Here is an 18361-nt window from a genome sequence, read left to right as displayed (position 1 = left end):
GCCGGACCGCTGCCGCAGCGGCGATAATGGACCTTCCGCGAGCCCTTTCCATTTTGGGCCGGGATGGTCAGGATATGGCGAGTGATCGGGTGCACAAAGTTGTCCGGACAAATTTTGCTCGACAAGCCTCTACGCGTCTCTATTGTCCGTTGTCAAAGCGGAATCGAAGGGAGCATCGATGGCGGAGCTGATCGGCACGAAAATGGTCGAGGATGGCAGGACCGCGCGCCAGATCTTCGACGAAGTGATGGCCAATCCGGCGCGCAAGAAGTTCGGCTTTGGCGCAAAGCTGGCAATCGTCAATGTCGATGTGCAGCAGGCCTATACCCGCACCGATTTGTTCAAGACCGCTTATGAAACCGATCCGCGCCAGATCGAATATATCAATACGATCAGTCGGTTGGCGCGCGCAAAGGGCATGCCGGTGATCTGGAGCCGGGTCGCGTACAAGCATGACGCGGGCGATGCCGGAGTATGGGGCACGCGCACCGATACCGAGGATTCGCTACAGAACATCAGGTATGACAGCGAGCGTCACCGCTTCGATCCGCGCTGCGCAATCGACGCCGACGATCTGACCTTCACCAAGCGGACGCCGAGCGTGTTTTTCGAGACGCCGTTGGCGAGCTACCTGACCTTTCACCGGGTCGACACCGTCGTGGTGACGGGCGGATCGACCTCGGGCTGCGTGCGCGCGACGGCGGTCGATGCGCTGAGCCACGGCTATCGCACGATCGTTCCGATCGAAACCTGCGCCGACAAGCACGAAAGCTATCACTTCGCCAACCTTACCGACCTTCAGCTGAAATACGCCGATGTCGAGCCGGTTCAGGCGGTGATCGACTGGCTGGAGGCGCGCTGAAGCATGCAGGAAGGCGCGCCCGATCCCGGGCTTTACGATTACCAACCGTACCAAGGACGCCCCAAGATCGAATGGCCCGGCGGCAAATCGGTCGCTGTGTGGGTCGCGCCAAACCTCGAATATTACGAAATCGACCCCCCGATCCATCCCAAGCGCAACCCGTGGCCGCATCCCGCACCGAGCGTCGTCGGCTATTCGCATCGCGACCACTCCAACCGGGTGAGCCACTGGCGCATGGCCGAGGTCATGTCGAAACACGGCTTTCCCGGTTCGGTGAGCCTGTCGGTCGCGCTGTGCCAGCACCATCCTGAAGTCGTCGCCGACGCGAACGCGCGCGACTGGGAGTTCTTCAGCCATGGCATCTACAACACCCGCTATTCCTACGACATGACCGAGGCGCAGGAACGCGCGATCATCGAGGACTCGATCAAGACGGTCGAGAACGCGACCGGCCAGCGTATCCGCGGCTGGCTCGCCCCGGCGCTGACGCATACGCCGCGCACGCTCGACTTGCTGGCGGAATACGGCCTCGATTACACCTGCGACCTCTATCACGACGACCAGGTGCAGGAGGTGAACGTCGCCAAGGGGCGGCTCGCCTCGATCCCCTACAGCCTCGAGGTCAACGACCATTACGGCTTCTTCGTCTACAACATGTCGGGCCGCGAATACGCCGAGACGCTGGTGCGGCAGTTCGAAAGGCTGGCCGAGGAGGGCGAGCGTTCGGGCACCGTGATGTGCATCCCGCTGCACGCCTACCTGATCGGCCAGCCGCACCGGATCGGCCCGTTCGAAGAAGCGCTGGAGCATATCGCCAAGGATGGCCGCGCATGGATCGCGCGCGCGGGCGAAATCGTCGATGCCTGGCGTGACCAAGTGGGGAGGGCGCAGCGATGACTCTCCCCGACAGCTACACCCAATACCGGAAGCGCCGCGAGGGCTACGATCACGAACTCTATCGCTGGTCGAACATGCACACCCGCCCGCCGGTCGAATGGCCGGGCGGCTCGGTCGCGGTGTGGCTGTGCGTCAGCCTCGAATGGTTCCCGATCACGCCCGGCGGTCCGTTCAAGGCACCGGGCCACATGGTCACGCCCTATCCCGACTATCGCCACTACACCGCGCGCGATTACGGCAACCGCGTCGGCGCATGGCGGATGCTGGAGGCGTTCGAAAGGGCCGGGGTGACAGCCAGTTTCGCCGCCAACGCTGCCGTCGCGGAACGTTATCCCGAACTGATCGCAGCGGTGCAGGCGGGCGGGCACGAAATCATCGCCTATTCGACCGACATGAACGGCACGATCGATTCCACCCTCTCCGAAGCCGACGAACGCGCGCTGATCGGCGATGCGATGGGGCGACTGGAACGCGCAACCGGCGCGCGGCCGAAGGGCTGGCTGTCGATCGCGCGGCAGCAAAGCTGGCATACGCTCGACATCCTCAAGGACGAGGGGCTGAGCTATTGCTGCGACTGGGTGAACGATGAACTGCCCTATCGTTTCGAGAACGGCCTGATCGACCTGCCGCTCAATCATGAGCTGAGCGACCGCCAGATCATCACCGTCCAGCAGAAAGGCGCCGACAGCTGGGCCGAGAGCATGCGCGACGCGTTCGAGTGGCTTGTGGCCGAGGCGGCGCGCGAAGGGTCGGGCCGGATGCTGCCGATCCACCTGACGCCCTACATCATGGGCCTGCCCTACCGCATCGGAGCGCTCGAATGCCTGCTCGCCGATCTCGCCCAGCGAGCGGAGGCATGGTTTGCGCGAGGGGAAGACATCGTGAGCGCATGGGAGAGCCAGCAGTGAAGGCCCGCAATCCGCGCACGGGAGAAGAGGATTACGAATTCTCTGGTTCCACCCGCGACGAGATCGCCACCGAAGCCGCGCGCTTGCGTGCAGCGCAACCTGCATGGGAAGCGATGGGGCCTGTTGGGCGCGCCAAGGTGCTGAGCCGCTTCGCCGATGCGATCGAGGCCGCAGCCCCTCAGATTGCCGCAACTCTCACCGTCGATACCGGGCGCGGTGCGGTTTCGTGGATCGAGGTGCAGGGCTGCGTCGGCAATATCCGTCGCTGGGCGGCGCGTGGTCCTGAGCTGTTCGCTGCGCTCGATCGCTGTCCCAAGCCCTCGGCGACGCCGGGGATCGAGATCGTAACCGAATACAGCGCCTTCCCCTTGTTCGGCGCGATCTGTCCATGGAACTTCCCGGTCATCCTCAGCCATATCGACGCGGTTCCGGCGCTGATGGCCGGCAGCGCGGCGCTGGTGAAGCCGTCCGAAGTCACCCCGCGTTTTGTCGAGCCGATGCGCGACGTGATCGCGCAAGTGCCCGAATTGCCGCTTGCCTATGTCATGGGCGGGCCTGAGGTCGGGCAGGCGCTCATCGAAGAGGTCGACTATGTCTGCTTTACCGGCTCGACCGCAACCGGACGCAAGGTGGCGGAAGCCGCCGCGCGCCGGTTGATTCCGGCCAATCTCGAACTCGGCGGCAAGGACCCGATGATCGTCACCGCTAGCGCCGATCCTGCATGGGCGGCGGGCGTGGCGCTGCGCTCTTCGATCGTGGCGACCGGGCAGGCGTGCCAGTCGATCGAGCGAGTCTATGTCGCGCGAGCAATCGCCGATCCGTTCCTCGCCGCGCTGGTGGCCGGGGCCGAGCGTGTAGACCTCACCTATCCCGATCCGGCGCAGGGTCATCTCGGCCCGTTCATCTTCCCGGCCCAGGCCGACAAGGTGCAGGCGCAGATCGACGATGCCCGAGCGAAAGGCGCGAGGGTGCTGACCGGCGGGACGATCGAAACGCTCGGTGGCGGGAAGTATCTGCGCCCGACCGTGCTCGCCGAGGTCACCGCCGACATGGCGGTGATGCGCGAGGAGACATTCGGCCCGGTCATCCCTGTGACTATCTACGACGATCTCGACGCGGCGATCGCGCAGGCGAACGACACCGATTACGGCCTGTCCGCCGCGGTGCTGGCGGGCTCGCTGGAAGAGGCGGCAAGTATCGGCACGCGGCTGGATGCCGGGGCGATCAGCCTTCAGGACGGCGCGCTCACCAGCATGGTCGGCGATGCGGCGAATGTGTCGCGCAAGGCCTCCGGGCTTGGTCCGAGCCGGATGGGCGATACCGGCATGCTGCGGTTCCTGCGCGAACAGGCGCTGATCCGCCAGACCGGCCAGCCGTTGCCGATCGACGCCTATCGCGAGGGGCAAGGCGGGTGAGCAACCGTGCCGAACTCGAAGCGGCGATGCCCGCGATGTTGCGCCACGAAGGATGGTGGGACGGCTGGTACCGCCATTGCGACGCCGACGGCTCGCCGATCGACGCCCACAAGGTCAGGACCCATTGCGAGTTTCCCGACACCGGCGAGTGGCATTACGTCCAGCACAACTGGCTCAGCTGGGAAGACGGGCGCGAGGCCACCTACGAATTCGGCGGCAGGCTCGATGGCAGCCGCCTCTACTGGGAGACCGACCGGTTCCGCGGCTATGGCTGGGAAACGGCCGAGGACACGCTGATGCTCAAGCTCGACCGGCTCGATGAACCCGGTGCTTATTATGTCGAGATGATCAACATCGCCCCCGACGGGCAGAGCCGCGCGCGCACCTGGCAATGGTTCAAGGGCGGCAAGCCGTGGAAGCGCACACTGTGCGACGAATGGAGGATTGAAAGCCCATGATTTCGCCTGCCCTCGTGCTGCTGTTGCAGGGTGTCCCCGCCGGGGCCGCGCCGCCGCCGCCTGCATCGACCTGCGACGCGCCGGTCTACATGGTGGTCGAGGGGCGCACGCTCGATCGCGACCGGATGCTGGCCTATGGTCGCGCCATCGCCGATAGCGAAATCTACCAGAAGCTCGGCGGGTATTACGTCACCATGCCGCGCCCGCTCGAGGTGTTCGAGGGCGACGTGTCGCCCGACTACGTCAACCTCACCGTGCGCTTTCCCTGCATCGAAAATGCCCGCGCGTTCTGGAACAGCCGGGTCTATCAGGAGAAGATCCTGCCGCTGCGCCAGAACCCGGCAGCGGGCGATTACACCGTTACCATTTATGCCGAGGCGCCGCTGCGCGAGGATATGGTAGGACGCGTGGGAGACAACCGCTTTACCGCCGATTTCGCCGACCCCGAGGTTCCGCAGGTCGACAAGCCCGTGGTCGGACCAGACGCCGAAGGAGACAGCCCATGACCGTCGAACTCCAGCACCCGATGAAACCCGATGCCACGCCGGACGAGATCGCGCGCGGGCGCTTCGTGTCGGGGATGCGCAGCCTGATCCTCAACGATCTCGCCAGCGACATGCGCTCTGCCTACGAACGCCGCGCCGCCCCCGCATTCCGCAAGGAGCACGGGCATGAGCCGAAGACCAGCCGCGAGGCGCATCAGGCACTGCGCGGCGATCCGGCGTTCAACATCTATTCCGCAATGCGGGTGCAGGCGCAGAAAATGGTGTGGGCGAGCGTCGCCGACAGTGTCGAGCGTGAGGCGGAGCGGCTGGCCGGGGAAGCGGCGAAGGCGGCGGACGCGCCGGGGTCGCTGACGCTCGATCCCGCGCTGGAAGTGCCGACGAACGTCCATGCGATCGACGTTCACTTGATGCCGGGCAGCTACACCCGCGGCGAGGACAGCCTCGAGGCGGGCGCGGTCTACGACCGGGGCCTTGCGGTGTTCTCGATGGGGCTGATGGGCGCAAATCTCGACGATATCGGACTGTCGATGAGCCAGTATGTCAGGCAGCGCTTCCCTGATTTCGCGCCGCAGCGCATCCTCGATACCGGCTGCACGATCGGCCACAACACGCTGCCGTGGAAGCAGGCCTATCCCGATGCCGAAGTGATCGCGATCGACGCCGCACCCGGTCCGCTGGCCTATGGATCGGCGCGCGCGAAGATGCAGGGGCAGGAGGTGCATTTCCGCCAGATGTGTGCCGACGATCTCGCCTTCGAGGACGAAAGCTTCGACGTGGTGTGGTCGAGCATGTTCCTGCACGAACTGTCGAAAAAGCAGCGCGCCAAGGCCTTCGAGGAAGCGTATCGCGTGCTCAAACCCGGCGGGCTGGTGATCCACATGGAGCTGCCGCCCAACGAACAGATGGGCGCGTTCGACGGGTTCTATCTCGACTGGGACAGCTACTATAACAACGAGCCTTACTACAAAGGCTATCGCGACGAAGTGCCGCGCGAGCTGTGCACGCGGGCGGGTTTCGGCGCGGAGGACTTTTTCGACTTCGTCGTCCCTTCGATCGGCATTTACGGCGCGCAGGCGGTGGCCGACGCGGCGAAGGGCGACCGCGCCGAAGGCGTGGGGCAGGAGACCACCGGACGCCTCGCCGAAGGGGTGATGTGGTACGGCTTCGGGGCGTTCAAGCGGTGAGCGAGCAACTCCGACCCGAAGACGCACCGCCGAGCCTCTACGACGACCAGGGCAATCCGCGCTTCTTTTCCGATCCGGGCATGGACCGGTTCGTCGCAGTGGTGGTGAACCTCGCGCAGGAAGTGTGGGTGCAGGAGGAGCGGCTGCTGGCGCTCGAGGAAGGGAAAACTGGCGAGGCGGCTGACAGGGAGGCGAAGGTGAAGGAATTCATCGACCGCGTCTTCGCCCCGATCCGGGAGGCATGATCCGATGAGGGCATGGGAAATCGGACCGCGCGGCGGCATTGAGAATCTGAGACTCGTCGAGCGCGAAGACCCTGTGGCGGGGCCGGGCGAAATACTCGTGCGCGTGATCGGGGCAGGCCTCAACTATCGCGATCTGATGATTCTGCGCGGCCACTACGGCAACAACCTGCCCGAAGACCGCATCCCGCTGACCGATGGTGTCGGCATCATCGAAGCGCTGGGTGACGGCGTCGAGGGATTTGCGGTCGGCGACCGGATCGTCGCGGCGAATTTCGTCGATTGGGATCCGGAAACCGGCTTCGGCTACCATATTTTTGGGCGCGATATCGGCGTGACGATGGATGGTTGGCTTGCCGAGAAGATCGTTCTTCCCGCCAAGGCTGCGATCAAGGTGCCCGACACCGTCGATGATGCGACGGCGGCGACCCTGGCGGTGGTCGCCTGCACCGTTTGGCACGCGATGGTTGCGTTCGGCGGCGCCGGTCCGGGAAAGCTGGTGCTGGCGCAAGGCACCGGCGGCGTGTCGATCTTTGCGCTTCAACTCGCCAAAGCGCTTGGTGCGCAGTTCGCGATCACGTCTTCGTCGGACGAGAAGCTGGCCAAGGCGCGCGAATTGGGAGCGGACTACACCGCCAACTACCGCGAGCGAGCCGATTGGGCGGCAGCGCTGCTCGAAGCGACCGGCGGGCGCGGCGCGGACGTAGTGGTCGACACGATCGGCTTTGGAGACTTCGCGCAAACGCTCGAGGCGACGGGGCTCGAGGGCCGCATCGGCACGCTCGGCGCGCTGTCGGGATCGCCGCAGGACAATGCGGACTTCGCGCAGGGTCCGATCCTCGGCAAGAATATCACGATCAAGGGGATTACCAGCGGGCATCGCGGCGTGTTCGAGCAGGCGCTTGCGGTGATCGCCGACAAGGGCGTCAAGACGCTGGTCGACCGGCAATTCGCCTTTGACGATGCGGCCGCAGCCTACCGCCATCTCGAAAGCGGCGGTCATATGGGCAAGGTCATGGTCCGGGTCGAAGAACGTCGCAAGACTCCGAGGGAATAGGGTCAGGCGAACTCGGCCGTCGGATCGAATTCCATCATCGCGCGATTGTTCACCGGCGCCCCGGCCAGCGCGAAGTCGTCCGGGTCGATGCTCTGGGTGATCTCGCCTTGCACCTTTGACGCGTGGTGGACTTCTGCGGTGCGCGGGATGCGCCGCCTTTCGTATTCGGCAAAAGCCTCTCCGACTTCCTCGTGCCGCGCCAGCATTTGCGCGAGCACGTATCCATCCTCGACCGCCATCGCCGCGCCCATGCCGAGAAACGGCAGCATCGCATGTGCCGCATCGCCGAGCATGGTGACGCGCCCGTGCGACCAGCTTTCAAGCGGTGCGCGGTCGTACAGTCCCCATTTGATGATCGCACCCGCCTCGCCGATCAGGCCGGTTACCTCCGGATGCCAGCCTGCGAATGCAGCCTCCAGTTCCTCGACCGAAGCGGCGGTGGACCAGCCTTCGGGCACTTCCTCGCGGGTTTCGACCAGAGCCGCTCCATTGACGATGCGGCCCTGTGCCATGGTGTAGCGGTTGAAAGTCCGCTGCGGCCCGATGAAGATCGCGCTGCGCCCCAGGCTCAGAAACGCGCTGGCGCGCTTGATCGGAACAAGGAAGCGATAGGCGACGTGACCCGTGAAGCGCGGCGCGTCTCCGGGCACCAACTGCGCGCGCACCGCCGAGCGCACGCCGTCAGCGCCGACCAGCACCGGTGCCGTCGCGCTCGTGCCATTGTCGAAATGCGCGGTCGCTGCTTCGTCCGACTGCTCGATATGCGCTAGCCGATGCCCGGTATGGGTCCGCCCGCCGAGCCGTTCGAGCTCCGCCAGCAGAACATTCTGTAAGTTCGCGCGGTAGATATGCCGCACGATGTTGGCTGTGCCATCGTCGCCGAGGCCGTCGCCCGTATCGAGCCCACCGAGCAGAATGTCTCCGCTGCGATAGTGCAGGAAAGGCAGGTTGCCGGCGGGGCACGCCTGCGCCGCGACCGCACCCTGCACGCCGAGCGCGCGGTACACGTGCTGCGCGCCGAGACCGAGTGTCAGCCCCGCGCCGGTTTCCTCGATCCGCGCGGCGGCTTCGTAGACGTCGACTTCGATATTGTTCCGACGCAGTGCGATCGCGCAGGTCAGCCCGCCGAGCCCCGCGCCGATGATCGCAACCCGATCGAGTGTCATCAGCGCTCCAGCTCGACCAGTTCGTAGCGGTTCATCATGTAGCCGTCGATCGAACCATAGACGAGGATCGAGTCGTCGTCGGCGGTCACCCACATGTCGAAATCGGGGTGGCGCGTGCCGCCCATGCCTTCGTCGCTTTCATCGACATAGCGATAGCGTCGGCAAGCGAAGGTACCAGCCTCGACCGTCTTCTCCTCCTCGCCGACATATTCCATCGTCATTTCGAGGTAGGCGATCTGCGGCGGCGTCGCGCCGCGATGGTCGGGGGAAGGAAGGTAGAACCTGAGCCGGCGGCGATGCGGCCCCTTGCTCACATCCATCAACCGCGTGGTGAAGCCGTCGCCGACCACCGGATGGGTGCCGAACGCGTCGAACTCGCCAGCTTCGCGGCTTTCCGAATTGCGTCCGATCGAGGGGCCGTAGCTTTCGCAGGTGATCCGGTCGGCAGCCTGATCGTAACGCATCCAGCCCGAGCCGAGGAATTCGTCGCCGAGCGTCAGGTGCACCAGCAGGTTCTGAGGCTTGCGATCGGGACCGATATGGCAGGTGATGTTGCGCAGGACGGTGGGATCGGGCTCCTCGATCTCGCATTGCGCGCTCATGATGACCGATCCGTCCGCGTGGTGCGAGAAGTTGAACCATTCGCGCCCGCGCTCCTGCCCCTCCATGCCCGGCTTCATCGAGGAATAGCGTATTTTTCCGCGAACGTTTCGGTGTTGCATCAGATCACTCCGGCCTTGACGAGGCGTTCGATCACTTCCTCCTGCGCGCGGCGGAAATAGTCGCGGTCGGGGATCGCCGGTTTCCCGTCTGCCATCATGCCGTCGGGGCCGCGAAACGGTTCGGCCGCAGCGGCATAGGCCTCCGCAAACAGTGCCGGGCGCTGGCGGGCGAGATAATTGGTCATGGCGGGCGTGCGGCGTGCCTCGCGCGAGGTGGCGAGGTCGATCGGGGCGAAGGCGGTGAAGGTTTCACCGTCGCCCGATTGCGCGATTACGCGGCCCTTCCAGTCGACGACCTGGCTGTTCCCCTCGGCGGAGTTGAGCGGCATCGCGGTGCCCGAGATCCCGGCGGTGTTGGCGCTGACCACGTAGGCGAGGTTTTCAAAGGCCCGGGCCTGCTTGGCCACATCCTTGTTGGTGGCGAGCGGGGAGCCGACTTCGGACGAGGAATGGCAGAACACCTCGGCTCCGCGCAGGGCGAGCGCGCGGGCGATTTCGGGATAAAGGATTTCCTCCGAAGCGATCGCGGCGAGATTGCCGATTTCGGTGCGCGCGACCGGAAAGACGCCTTCGAGGCCATACTTGTCGAGATAGGCCTCCCACACATCGTGCGGCGAGGGCGCGAACATCGACAGCAAGCGGCGATAGCGCAGCACCACTTCACCCGACGGCGCGACGATGAAGCAGGTCTGGAAATAGAAGGCCGGGAACGCCGCGTCGGTCTCGTAGGCGTTGCCGGCAAGGAACACACCAAGCCGCTCTGCCACGACGCCGAGCGCTGCGTATTCCGGTCCGTCCGCCGCCCATCCGACGCGCGCCGCGAAGTCGGGGATCGAGATGCGTCCGGGATAGGAGGTGAAGAGGTACTCGGGCAGCACCACCAGCTTCACTGGCTTGCCCGAATATTGCGCGACGAAGATCGCGCTGGTGCGGATTTGCCCCTCTATTTCGGCGATATGTTCGAGCATCGCGGCGCGCGCCGCAGCGGCATCGGGCAGCCGTTCGAGCGAACGCGCGGTCAGTTGCATCGCCATCGCGCAATAGGTCGAGCTGTCGTTCACGTTGTCTCCCTCATTGGCCGCAAGCGGGGCGTGGGTCGCGATCGCGGCGCACATGCCCGCCGCCAGCGCCCGTCTGCGATCGATCTCCAGCGACACCTATAGCCCCAGCGATCCCGGATTCATCAGCCCCTTGGGATCGAGCTCGGCCTTGGCGGCCTGCAGCAAGGCGTCCGCGCGCGGATGCAGGCTGTCGCGATAGCGATAGGTCCGCCCGATCTGGAAATGCGCTGCGTCGTGTTCGTGGAAGATATCGACGATGGCCTGTTTCAGCTTCCTCGTCAGCGCCCATGCCTCGGCATTGGCCGGGTGTCTGGGCAGCTTTTTCAGATGCGCCTTCTCGATCGTGTCCTCGATCACCGGATTGCGCGCATCGGGCCAGTACAGACATGGCTCGATCACCATTCCCGCACCCCCGACCGCCGCGATCAGCGTGCCGTAATGGACCCCGAGTTCGTCCATTTCCTCGGCATGATCGTCGAACAGCGACTCGAACGCGGCGAAGCACGCCGCCGAGCGGCCATGCGAAACGAGGCCGTGGATCGGTGCCCAGCGCTCGCCTTCGGGCCCCAGGATCGAGTTGAGCGGGCCGAACGGATTGGCGCGGATGATCTTGGGAATCGTGTTCTCGACCTCGCGCCCGCCGTAATGCTCGACCAGCTGCCGGGCGATGTCGATATCGGCATCGGCTGCGGCTGCAATCCGACCCTCGGTCAGTACGTGGAGCGAGTAATTCGCGTCCTTCAGGAAATTTCGTCCGGCGGTGACGACCTTCACGCCTTCCTTCAGCGCCTTCATCACGCCGCCCTGCTTCTTCATCATGCCCATCAGCTGCTTGGCGTCGCTCGTCAGGCTGTCGCGCTTCATCCGGATGGCGTTGAGATAGGGGTCGAAACCGAAGCATTCGGTGGCGATTCCGTGCCGCTCGATCGCGCTCGAAGCCGCGAACCAGCTCGCCGCATCGTCGAATGCGAAACTGGCATAACCGTGATGGTCGGCCTCGGGGACGAGCCTGAGCGTGACCGTTGCCTTGATCCCGAGCGCTCCGGTGTCGCCTAGGAACAGCCCGGTGAGGTCGGGGCCATAGGGCCGCGTGTGCTTCTTGCCGGTGTTGAGCAAGGTGCCGTCGGCGAGCACCACTTCGAGCGCGGTGCAGCTTTGCACCGCCGTGCCGTGGCGTCCGGTGCCCCAGAAGATGCCGTTCTGGCTCATCCCGCCGCCGATCGTCGCCTTGAGCCCCGACAGCGTGCCCCACATCGGAGTGCGCAGGTGGTGGTGGGCAAGCCGTTCCCTGAGCGCGGCCCAGGTGCATCCGGCCTCGACCGTGACCGTCATCGATATGTCATCGACCTCGAGCACGCGGTTCATTTGCGCCAGGTCGAACAGCACCGCGCCGGGTCGATCCTGGGTGTAACCGCCGGTGTAGCTCATCCCCCCGCCGCGCGGGGCGACCGGGTGGCCGGCCTCGGTCGCGGCCTTCACCGCGGCGGCGAGCTGGTGCTTGTCTTTCGGTCGCACGACCGCGGCGAGATCGGCCCCGCGGTCGTAGATATCGTGCGCGTAGAAATCGAGGCTGGCCTCGTCGGTCAGCACGTCCGCGCCGGATGCGCGGAGGCTGTCGGCAAGGGCTTCATGGGTGGTGGCGAGCGTGGCCATCAGGCAAGCTCCATGACTGCGGGGGAATCGTCGTCGACCATTTCGGGGAAGCCATCGGGATAGCGCCCCAGGAACAGCAGCAACGCCCCGCCGATCACGAACATGAATATCGCGATCTCGAGGATCGGATCGTAGCTGCCGGTGCGGTCGTAGACCTGCGCGTAGATCACCGGCGAGGCGGCGCTGAACAGTCCGAATGGCATGTAGAGCATGCCGTAGATCTTGCCATAATGCGCCATCCCGAAATAGCGCCCGGTGAGATAGGCGATGAGATCACTTTCCGCCCCGGCGGCAAAACCGAGCAGGAAACCCGCCAGTGCCGCGAGCGGGAAGGTGATGCTGTCGCCCAGCAGCAGCCAGGCCGAGATCGCGGGCAGACACAGCAGCGGGAACGCGACGAAACCCTGCCAGAACCGGTCGAGCAGCGCGCCGGTGATCAGCCGCCCGGCGAAGATGCCGATGCCAAGGATGCCCATCACGCTCGCGGCGGTCTGCGCATCGACCCCGCGCAGCCGCAGCATGGTCGGCATGTTGATGAACGCCCCGCCGAAAGCGCCCGCGATCATCGCGATCGACAACCAGATCAGCCAGAACCGGTAATCCTTGAGCGCGGTGCCGAGCGTCACTCCGGTGAGCCTGCCGGACTCGCTCTCAATCGCTTTCGGGCGTTCGTCCGGGCGCGGTTCGCGAAACAGGACATAGGCGACGATCAGCGCCACGGCGGGGAACAGCGCGACTGAAGCGAACATCGATCGCCAGCCATAGGCCTCGATCACCCAGACCGCGAATTTGGGCACGACGATCGCCGCGAGGCTGGTCCCCATCAGCAAGACGCCGAGCGCGAGCCCGCGATGCTTGAAGAACCACAGGTTGATCGCGCGGCTCCAGGTGACCGGTGTCGAACCGATCCCGACCAGGCCAAGCACGACCCAGAATCCGTAATAGACGTAAAGCGTGGTCGGCTCGTTCGCGGTCGGGGTCAGCGAAATCGCCGCGAAAGCCAGCGCGAAGGCGAACAGCGACCACAGCGCCACCGGACGCACACCGAACTTGTCCGCCATCCAGCCGAACACCGGGGCGAGGAAGCTCGCGATCACCCCGAACAGCGTGATCGGCAGCAGCACCTGCGTCTGCGACCAGCCGAATTCGGCCTGCAGCGGTTCGGCGGTGAAGCCGATGACGTTGTAGGGTATCGGCGAGGCGCCGCACATGACGCCGAGCACCCCGGCGAACAGGACGGTCCAGCCCTTCGAGAACTCGCCGCGCTCGGCGACGGGATCGGTCTGGCTGGCGCTCACTCGGTCTCTCCTCGATCGGCGGTGCCCCGCCATATCACGTTTGGCAGCAACGCGTCGTCCCAAGCGTCGGGCCATTGCCGCGCGGCGCGCACGATCACCAGCAGCTTGTCGGGCATGACATAGACCCGTTGCCCGCCGTGACCGTGGAAGATCACCACTTGCGGCGCGGCGAAGGGCTCGCTCTGCCACGGCACCAGCGGGACGCGCGGCGGACGCTCGCCGCCGACCTGCTGATCGTGCACCCACACCTGATAGCCGTAACCGCGATAGCCGGGCGAAGGCTGGAGCATCTCGGCGAGCCATGCCTCGGGCACCACCTGTTTTCCCTCATAGCGTCCGGCGGTCGCGAACAGCCCGCCTATCCTCAGCCAGTCGATCGGGCGCGAGAGAATGCAGCAGCTGGTCAGCACCAGCCCGCCCTCGCGGTCGAGCGGCAGCGCCGCGTCCTTCAGCCCGAGCGGCTGCCACAGCCATTCGGACAGCAGCACCTCGTAATCGCGCCCGCTGGCCCGCTCCAGCGCGAGGCCGAGCAGCTGGTTGACCTGGTTGTTGTAGTCGAACGTTTCGCCCGGCGCGCCGACCGGCTCGAGCGACAGCAGCAGCCGGGTGAAATCGCTGCCGAGACTGTGGCGCACAATCGGATTCTCGGGCGTGATCTCATAGCCGTAGCCATCGTCGCCCTGTTCGAGCCCGGCCGACATCCACAGCATCTGACGCAAGGTAATCGCGCCGCGCGGCTCGCGCGCCCATTCGGTGACGTAGCGTCCGATCGGATCGTCGACCGAGCCGATCACGCCCTTGTCGATCGCGATCCCGACCAGCATCGCCAGCACCGTCTTCGACATGCTCTGCGGGTTGAAACGCGTGTCGCGCCCGGTGCCCTGCCAGTAGCGTTCGAATGCCAGGTCGCCGTCGCGGGCGACCAGCAGCGCGGTCGAGTTCTGCGTCTCCGCCCATGATGCGGCGGCGGCAAGCGCAGTGGAGCTGATCCCGGCATCCTCCGGCGCGATCATCCCGACGCCGGTTTCCGCCCCTTCGACCTCGGCCACAGGATCGTACCAGTCGGTCGGGATGGTCAGCGGTTCGTATCCCCCGCGAGCAGGCTCTCCCAGCGACGCTCGAAACCGGGATCGGTCTCCTGCGCGGCCAGCGGGGCGCTCCACGCCGCTACCAGTGCCAGCATGAGCGCTCTAATCCGCATGGTAGAATTCCGTCAGGTTGCCGTCGGGATCGCGCACCGCGATCAGGTCGACCTTGCCCAGTCCGGCGATTGCGACATTCTCGGCAGCATATTCGACGGCGATCCCCTGCGTTTCGAGACGATCGCGGTAGGAGGCGAGCGCTCCCACCGGGTAGCGCACCGAGAGAATGCCCCAATTGGGCGGCGAGGCATGGGCGGCGAAATCGCGACCTTCGAACCCTTCGAACTGCATCACCTCGATCCGCCCGGTCTCGCCCGGCAGCACCGGCTGCGCCACCGCCGCGCGGCGCACCAGTGTGGTCGCAAGGTTGGCGGGGACTGAGAAATTGTTCGAGCGCGGCTCGGGATCGGTGAACGGCGCGTCGAACAGCACTCCGAAGCCCAGTCCGTCGCGATACCAGGCAAGGCTCGCGGGCTGGTCCTTCACCATCCGCATCGTGTTGAACGCCTGGCTCAACGGGCCGATCGGGAAGCCGGTGAAGGGCGGGGCTTCGCGTTCGTAGAGCGCGTAATTCACACCGTGCGGCCCGCGGACCACGACGTTGGCGAGATCGCTGCCGCCGAAACTGAAGCGATAAGGCTCGCTTTCCGCCCACCACCCGCGCGCGATCGCCGCGTCGAACGCCGCCTGCGCACTGTCGGTGCGGAGCATAATCGAGAAGATGCCGCCGGTGTCCCACGGTCGTGCGGCGAGCCGGATCGGGCGCTGGTTCTCGGCACCGTCGAACCGGACGAAGCGGATACAGCCGGTCTCGGCCTGCGCCGCGCAGACCCTGAGGAACGCACCTGCAACGCTTGTCGGCAGGTTCCAGTATTCGAGCTCGGCGCGGTCCAACGCACCGCTCGCAACCTTGCGCCACCCGCCGTGTTCGATAAGCCAGCCCGCGCTTTCTTCGAGATCGGCGACGCTTACAACGGCTTCGGACCATGGCTCGACACCATGGTCCGCGGCGGTCTGGGCTGAAAGAGGAGAAGCGGCGGCAGCGGTTAAAGCCACCGCCGCCGCTGCAAATCTAATCATCAGAAATCGTACTTGGCCCGGACCATCCAGGTGCGCGGCGGGTTGAGATAGCTGAAGTTGGCGAGCGCCGATTCCACCGCTTCCTCGTCGAAGCAGTTGCGGCATTCGGCGATCAGCGACCAGCCGGCCACGTTCTTGAGCGTGAGCGAGGCGTTGACGATCCAGCGATCCGGGCTGAACGATCCCGACGCCGGGTCGATCGGATTGCCGAGGCCGAGGGTGTTGCTCGGGAACACCGCGCCCGAGGGCCCGGTCACGCTCTGGTCGAACAGCGTCACTTCGCTGGTCCCGACCTCGCTGTCGCTGCGCCAGTTGGCGTTGATCGACGGGGTCAGCGTGAAATCGCCGAATTCGGCATCGTAGCTGCCGCCGATCGCGACGGTCCAGTCGGGCGTGCGAACCGGTTCGGCAATCGATCCGTCCGGGGCGACGATGCCGACCCCGCACGCCGGGGCGTTGTCGGCTCCCGCAGCATTGGGCAGCCGGCCGGCGGCCAGCTGGTTGAGGCAGTCCGCCTGCTGCGCGGCAACCGCCTGGACGCCGAATTCGTCGAGCGCCGGGGCGTTGGCATCGATGACGTATTCGTCGTCCTGATACCCGACCGAGGCGAACAGGTTCAGACCCTCCACCGGCACGGTCGTGATCTCGATCTCGACGCCCTTGTTCTCGTAATCGGCGAAGTTGCGGGTGATGAAGGCCAGCGATCCATTGGGACGGATGAAGGCCGACGGCGTCTGGAGATCGGATACGTCGAGCCAGAAACCGGTGACGTTGAACCGCACCCTGCGATCGAGCAGCTCGGTCTTCGCGCCCACTTCGTAGCTCCACGCCGTCTCTGGACCGAACGGCAGCAACTCGGTCGGCGAGGTGCCGCGCGCGTTCCACCCGCCCGACTTGAACCCGCGCGTCGCCGAGGCGAACAGCAGCACATCGTCGGTCACCGCGTAATTGATCGCGAAGCGCGGGGTCCACAGGTCGACCGATTGCTTGGTCGGGATCGCCCGGCCGTTGGTGGCGATCAGGTTGACCGTGTCGATGCAGGTCGAAGGGCCGAACTGGGCTGCCGCCCGGCACAGGCTGGAATTGCCGACCCGCGCCCGGTTGTCGCGAATGTCGAAGGTCTTTTCCTCGTCGGTGTAGCGGATCCCCGCGGTCACCGTCAGCTGTTCGGTGAGGTTGATGTCCGCCTGCAGGTATCCGGCCCACGCCTCCGCCGTATTGGTGAGCGTGCGGTCGGCCAGGATCAGCGGAAACCCGTCCGGCGGAGGGCCGCCCGGACCGAGATTGAGCGAGAAGATGTCGCCGAAATCGGTGCGGTTGTCCTCGTAGAAATAGTAGACGCCGCCGACCACGTCGATCAGCCCATCGGCGATCGAGCCGGTGAACTTGACCTCCTGCGTGAACTGGGTGTGTTCGCCTTCGTTGGAGATGGTGAAGCCGCCAAAGGTAAAGCCGACGACCGGCGGAACCGGATTCGAGGTGCTGGGCAGCCCGCGCCCGTCGGCAAAATCGAGCGCGAACTTCTGCCCGATATCGACGAAACCGGTGATGATGTTGAGCGTCCAGTCTGGCGACAGTTCGAATTCGAGATTCGAGGAGATGAAATCCATCGTCGCCCGGTTGCCGAGGCCGTAACCGTTCTTGTCCCCGGTCAGCAGCGGGCCGAAGATTGCGCTGTCGAAAGTGCCGTTTTCGGTCAGCCCGGTGGCGACGAACCGTCCATCGCAATTCGCCGGATTGGTCGGGTCGCAATCGAAATTGAGTAGGTTGGCGGAGTCCGCGAAGGTGTGGATGTAGGAACCGGTCCAGCGGGCCGTGTCCGAGAGCTCGCCGCGCAGGCCGAGGCGCACGCCCCAGCCGTCGTTCTCGTTGGTGCGTTCGCCGGTCAGGTTGTTGATCGCGTAGCCGTCATCGTTCTGCCAGTAGCCCGAAACCTTGACCGCAAAACTGTCCGCCAGAGGCACGTCGATCGATGCCCGCGCGAGCTTCTGATCGTAGCTGCCATAGCCGAGCTCGACATAGCCGGCGAACTCGTCGCCCGGCTCGTTGAGGAATACGTTCACCGCGCCGCCGGTGGTGTTGCGGCCGAACAGCGTGCCCTGCGGGCCGCGCAGCACCTCGACCCGGTTGACGTCGAACAGCGACAGGTTGTTGGCGTTCTGCCGCGAAAGGTAGATGTCGTCGACATAGGTGCCGATCGGCGGATCGAAGGTTGCGATACTTTCGGTGTTGCCGATCCCGCGCAGGTAATAGGCGTTGGCGGTGCCAAGGCCGGTGTTGTTGAGCCCCACGAGATTGGGCACGAATTGCGCGACTTCGAGCGCGTTGGAAATGCCGCGCCGTGCGAGCTCCTCCTGGTTGAACGCGCTGATCGCGATCGGCACGTCCTGCACGTTTTCGTCGCGCCGCTGGGCGGTGACGATGATCGTGGAAACGCCGCCTTCGTCCTGTTCCGCGCTCACCTCATCCTGCGCCGCAGCGAGGGACGGGAAGGCCGCCAAAGCGATGAACGAGGTCATTCCAAGCAGCGAAAGCCTCGTCGAATTGCGCAGAACCATGTGCGATTTCCTTCCTCAAACCTGGTGGTGCCGGCTCGAGTGCCGGTCGTATCTCCCATTCTCTTCACAAATTTGTCCGGACAACCTCTTGCTTGTCAAGCGGAGAAGTGCAATTTGTCCGGACAAATTTGCCGAATGTGTCGCGTGGCGTG

At 65.2% G+C, this 18361-nt stretch carries 18 protein-coding genes; 9 read left to right on the top strand and 9 right to left on the bottom strand.

The features are described 5' to 3' along the window. The first annotated feature begins 178 nt into the window (after positions 1 to 178). From KDC96_RS11345 to KDC96_RS11305, 9 genes are read left to right on the top strand one after another with little or no spacing between them, the layout of a single operon-like run. Complete coding sequence (locus KDC96_RS11345) at positions 179 to 862, top strand: isochorismatase family protein (RefSeq protein ID WP_212448539.1); 684 nt, start codon at positions 179 to 181, stop codon at positions 860 to 862. A 3-nt stretch (positions 863 to 865) separates the two neighbouring features. Continuing rightward, positions 866 to 1759 carry a polysaccharide deacetylase family protein gene (locus KDC96_RS11340; protein ID WP_212448538.1) on the top strand — a complete coding sequence of 298 codons (894 nt, stop codon included), beginning with the start codon at positions 866 to 868 and terminating at the stop codon, positions 1757 to 1759. Next, positions 1756 to 2667 (top strand): polysaccharide deacetylase family protein, encoded by a 912-nt coding sequence (locus KDC96_RS11335; protein ID WP_212448537.1) that lies wholly within the window; start codon positions 1756 to 1758, stop codon positions 2665 to 2667. The genes KDC96_RS11340 and KDC96_RS11335 overlap by 4 nt, the downstream gene beginning before the upstream one ends. Continuing rightward, complete coding sequence (locus tag KDC96_RS11330) at positions 2649 to 4082, top strand: aldehyde dehydrogenase family protein (protein WP_212448536.1); 1434 nt, start codon at positions 2649 to 2651, stop codon at positions 4080 to 4082. Before KDC96_RS11335 ends, KDC96_RS11330 begins: the two co-directional genes overlap by 19 nt. Continuing rightward, on the top strand, positions 4079 to 4540 hold the full coding sequence (locus tag KDC96_RS11325; RefSeq protein ID WP_249171770.1) for a hypothetical protein: 462 nt from the start codon (positions 4079 to 4081) through the stop codon (positions 4538 to 4540). Before KDC96_RS11330 ends, KDC96_RS11325 begins: the two co-directional genes overlap by 4 nt. Continuing rightward, a complete protein-coding gene (locus KDC96_RS11320; RefSeq protein ID WP_212448535.1) occupies positions 4537 to 5046 on the top strand; it encodes a DUF1330 domain-containing protein in 510 nt (169 codons plus the stop codon). The genes KDC96_RS11325 and KDC96_RS11320 overlap by 4 nt, the downstream gene beginning before the upstream one ends. Next, positions 5043 to 6230 (top strand): class I SAM-dependent methyltransferase, encoded by a 1188-nt coding sequence (locus KDC96_RS11315; protein WP_212448534.1) that lies wholly within the window; start codon positions 5043 to 5045, stop codon positions 6228 to 6230. Before KDC96_RS11320 ends, KDC96_RS11315 begins: the two co-directional genes overlap by 4 nt. Next, positions 6227 to 6475 (top strand): hypothetical protein, encoded by a 249-nt coding sequence (locus KDC96_RS11310; RefSeq protein WP_212448533.1) that lies wholly within the window; start codon positions 6227 to 6229, stop codon positions 6473 to 6475. The genes KDC96_RS11315 and KDC96_RS11310 overlap by 4 nt, the downstream gene beginning before the upstream one ends. A 4-nt stretch (positions 6476 to 6479) precedes the next feature. After that, positions 6480 to 7529: an NAD(P)-dependent alcohol dehydrogenase gene (locus KDC96_RS11305; RefSeq protein ID WP_212448532.1), complete on the top strand. Its 1050-nt coding sequence runs from the start codon at positions 6480 to 6482 to the stop codon at positions 7527 to 7529. Positions 7530 to 7531: 2 nt separating this feature from the next. Here the strand turns inward: KDC96_RS11305 and KDC96_RS11300 are convergent, their stop codons facing one another. The 9 genes from KDC96_RS11300 to KDC96_RS11265 are packed head-to-tail and all read right to left on the bottom strand — an operon-like array spanning position 7532 to position 18209. Next, on the bottom strand, positions 7532 to 8695 hold the full coding sequence (locus KDC96_RS11300; RefSeq protein ID WP_212448531.1) for an FAD-dependent monooxygenase: 1164 nt from the start codon (positions 8693 to 8695) through the stop codon (positions 7532 to 7534). Next, entirely contained in the window at positions 8695 to 9417 is a 723-nt protein-coding gene (locus KDC96_RS11295; RefSeq protein ID WP_212448530.1) for a hypothetical protein, read from the bottom strand. The genes KDC96_RS11300 and KDC96_RS11295 overlap by 1 nt, the downstream gene beginning before the upstream one ends. After that, positions 9417 to 10574: a nitrilase-related carbon-nitrogen hydrolase gene (locus KDC96_RS11290; RefSeq protein ID WP_249171769.1), complete on the bottom strand. Its 1158-nt coding sequence runs from the start codon at positions 10572 to 10574 to the stop codon at positions 9417 to 9419. Before KDC96_RS11290 ends, KDC96_RS11295 begins: the two co-directional genes overlap by 1 nt. Then, complete coding sequence (locus KDC96_RS11285) at positions 10575 to 12131, bottom strand: FAD-binding oxidoreductase (protein ID WP_212448529.1); 1557 nt, start codon at positions 12129 to 12131, stop codon at positions 10575 to 10577. Next, entirely contained in the window at positions 12131 to 13429 is a 1299-nt protein-coding gene (locus KDC96_RS11280) for an MFS transporter (RefSeq protein WP_249171768.1), read from the bottom strand. The genes KDC96_RS11285 and KDC96_RS11280 overlap by 1 nt, the downstream gene beginning before the upstream one ends. Continuing rightward, positions 13426 to 14478 (bottom strand): serine hydrolase, encoded by a 1053-nt coding sequence (locus tag KDC96_RS11275; protein ID WP_212448527.1) that lies wholly within the window; start codon positions 14476 to 14478, stop codon positions 13426 to 13428. Before KDC96_RS11275 ends, KDC96_RS11280 begins: the two co-directional genes overlap by 4 nt. A 26-nt stretch (positions 14479 to 14504) precedes the next feature. Next, positions 14505 to 14630 carry a hypothetical protein gene (locus KDC96_RS16580; protein WP_256439005.1) on the bottom strand — a complete coding sequence of 42 codons (126 nt, stop codon included), beginning with the start codon at positions 14628 to 14630 and terminating at the stop codon, positions 14505 to 14507. Continuing rightward, positions 14620 to 15651, bottom strand: a complete 1032-nt coding sequence (locus KDC96_RS11270; RefSeq protein WP_212448526.1) for a VOC family protein — start codon at positions 15649 to 15651, stop codon at positions 14620 to 14622. Before KDC96_RS11270 ends, KDC96_RS16580 begins: the two co-directional genes overlap by 11 nt. After that, complete coding sequence (locus tag KDC96_RS11265; protein WP_212448525.1) at positions 15651 to 18209, bottom strand: TonB-dependent receptor; 2559 nt, start codon at positions 18207 to 18209, stop codon at positions 15651 to 15653. Before KDC96_RS11265 ends, KDC96_RS11270 begins: the two co-directional genes overlap by 1 nt. Positions 18210 to 18361: the final 152 nt, after the last annotated feature.

The organism is Erythrobacter sp. JK5 (assembly GCF_018205975.1).
Taxonomy (GTDB): Bacteria; Pseudomonadota; Alphaproteobacteria; order Sphingomonadales; family Sphingomonadaceae; genus Erythrobacter.
This window is presented reverse-complemented; position numbering and strand designations above follow the sequence as displayed.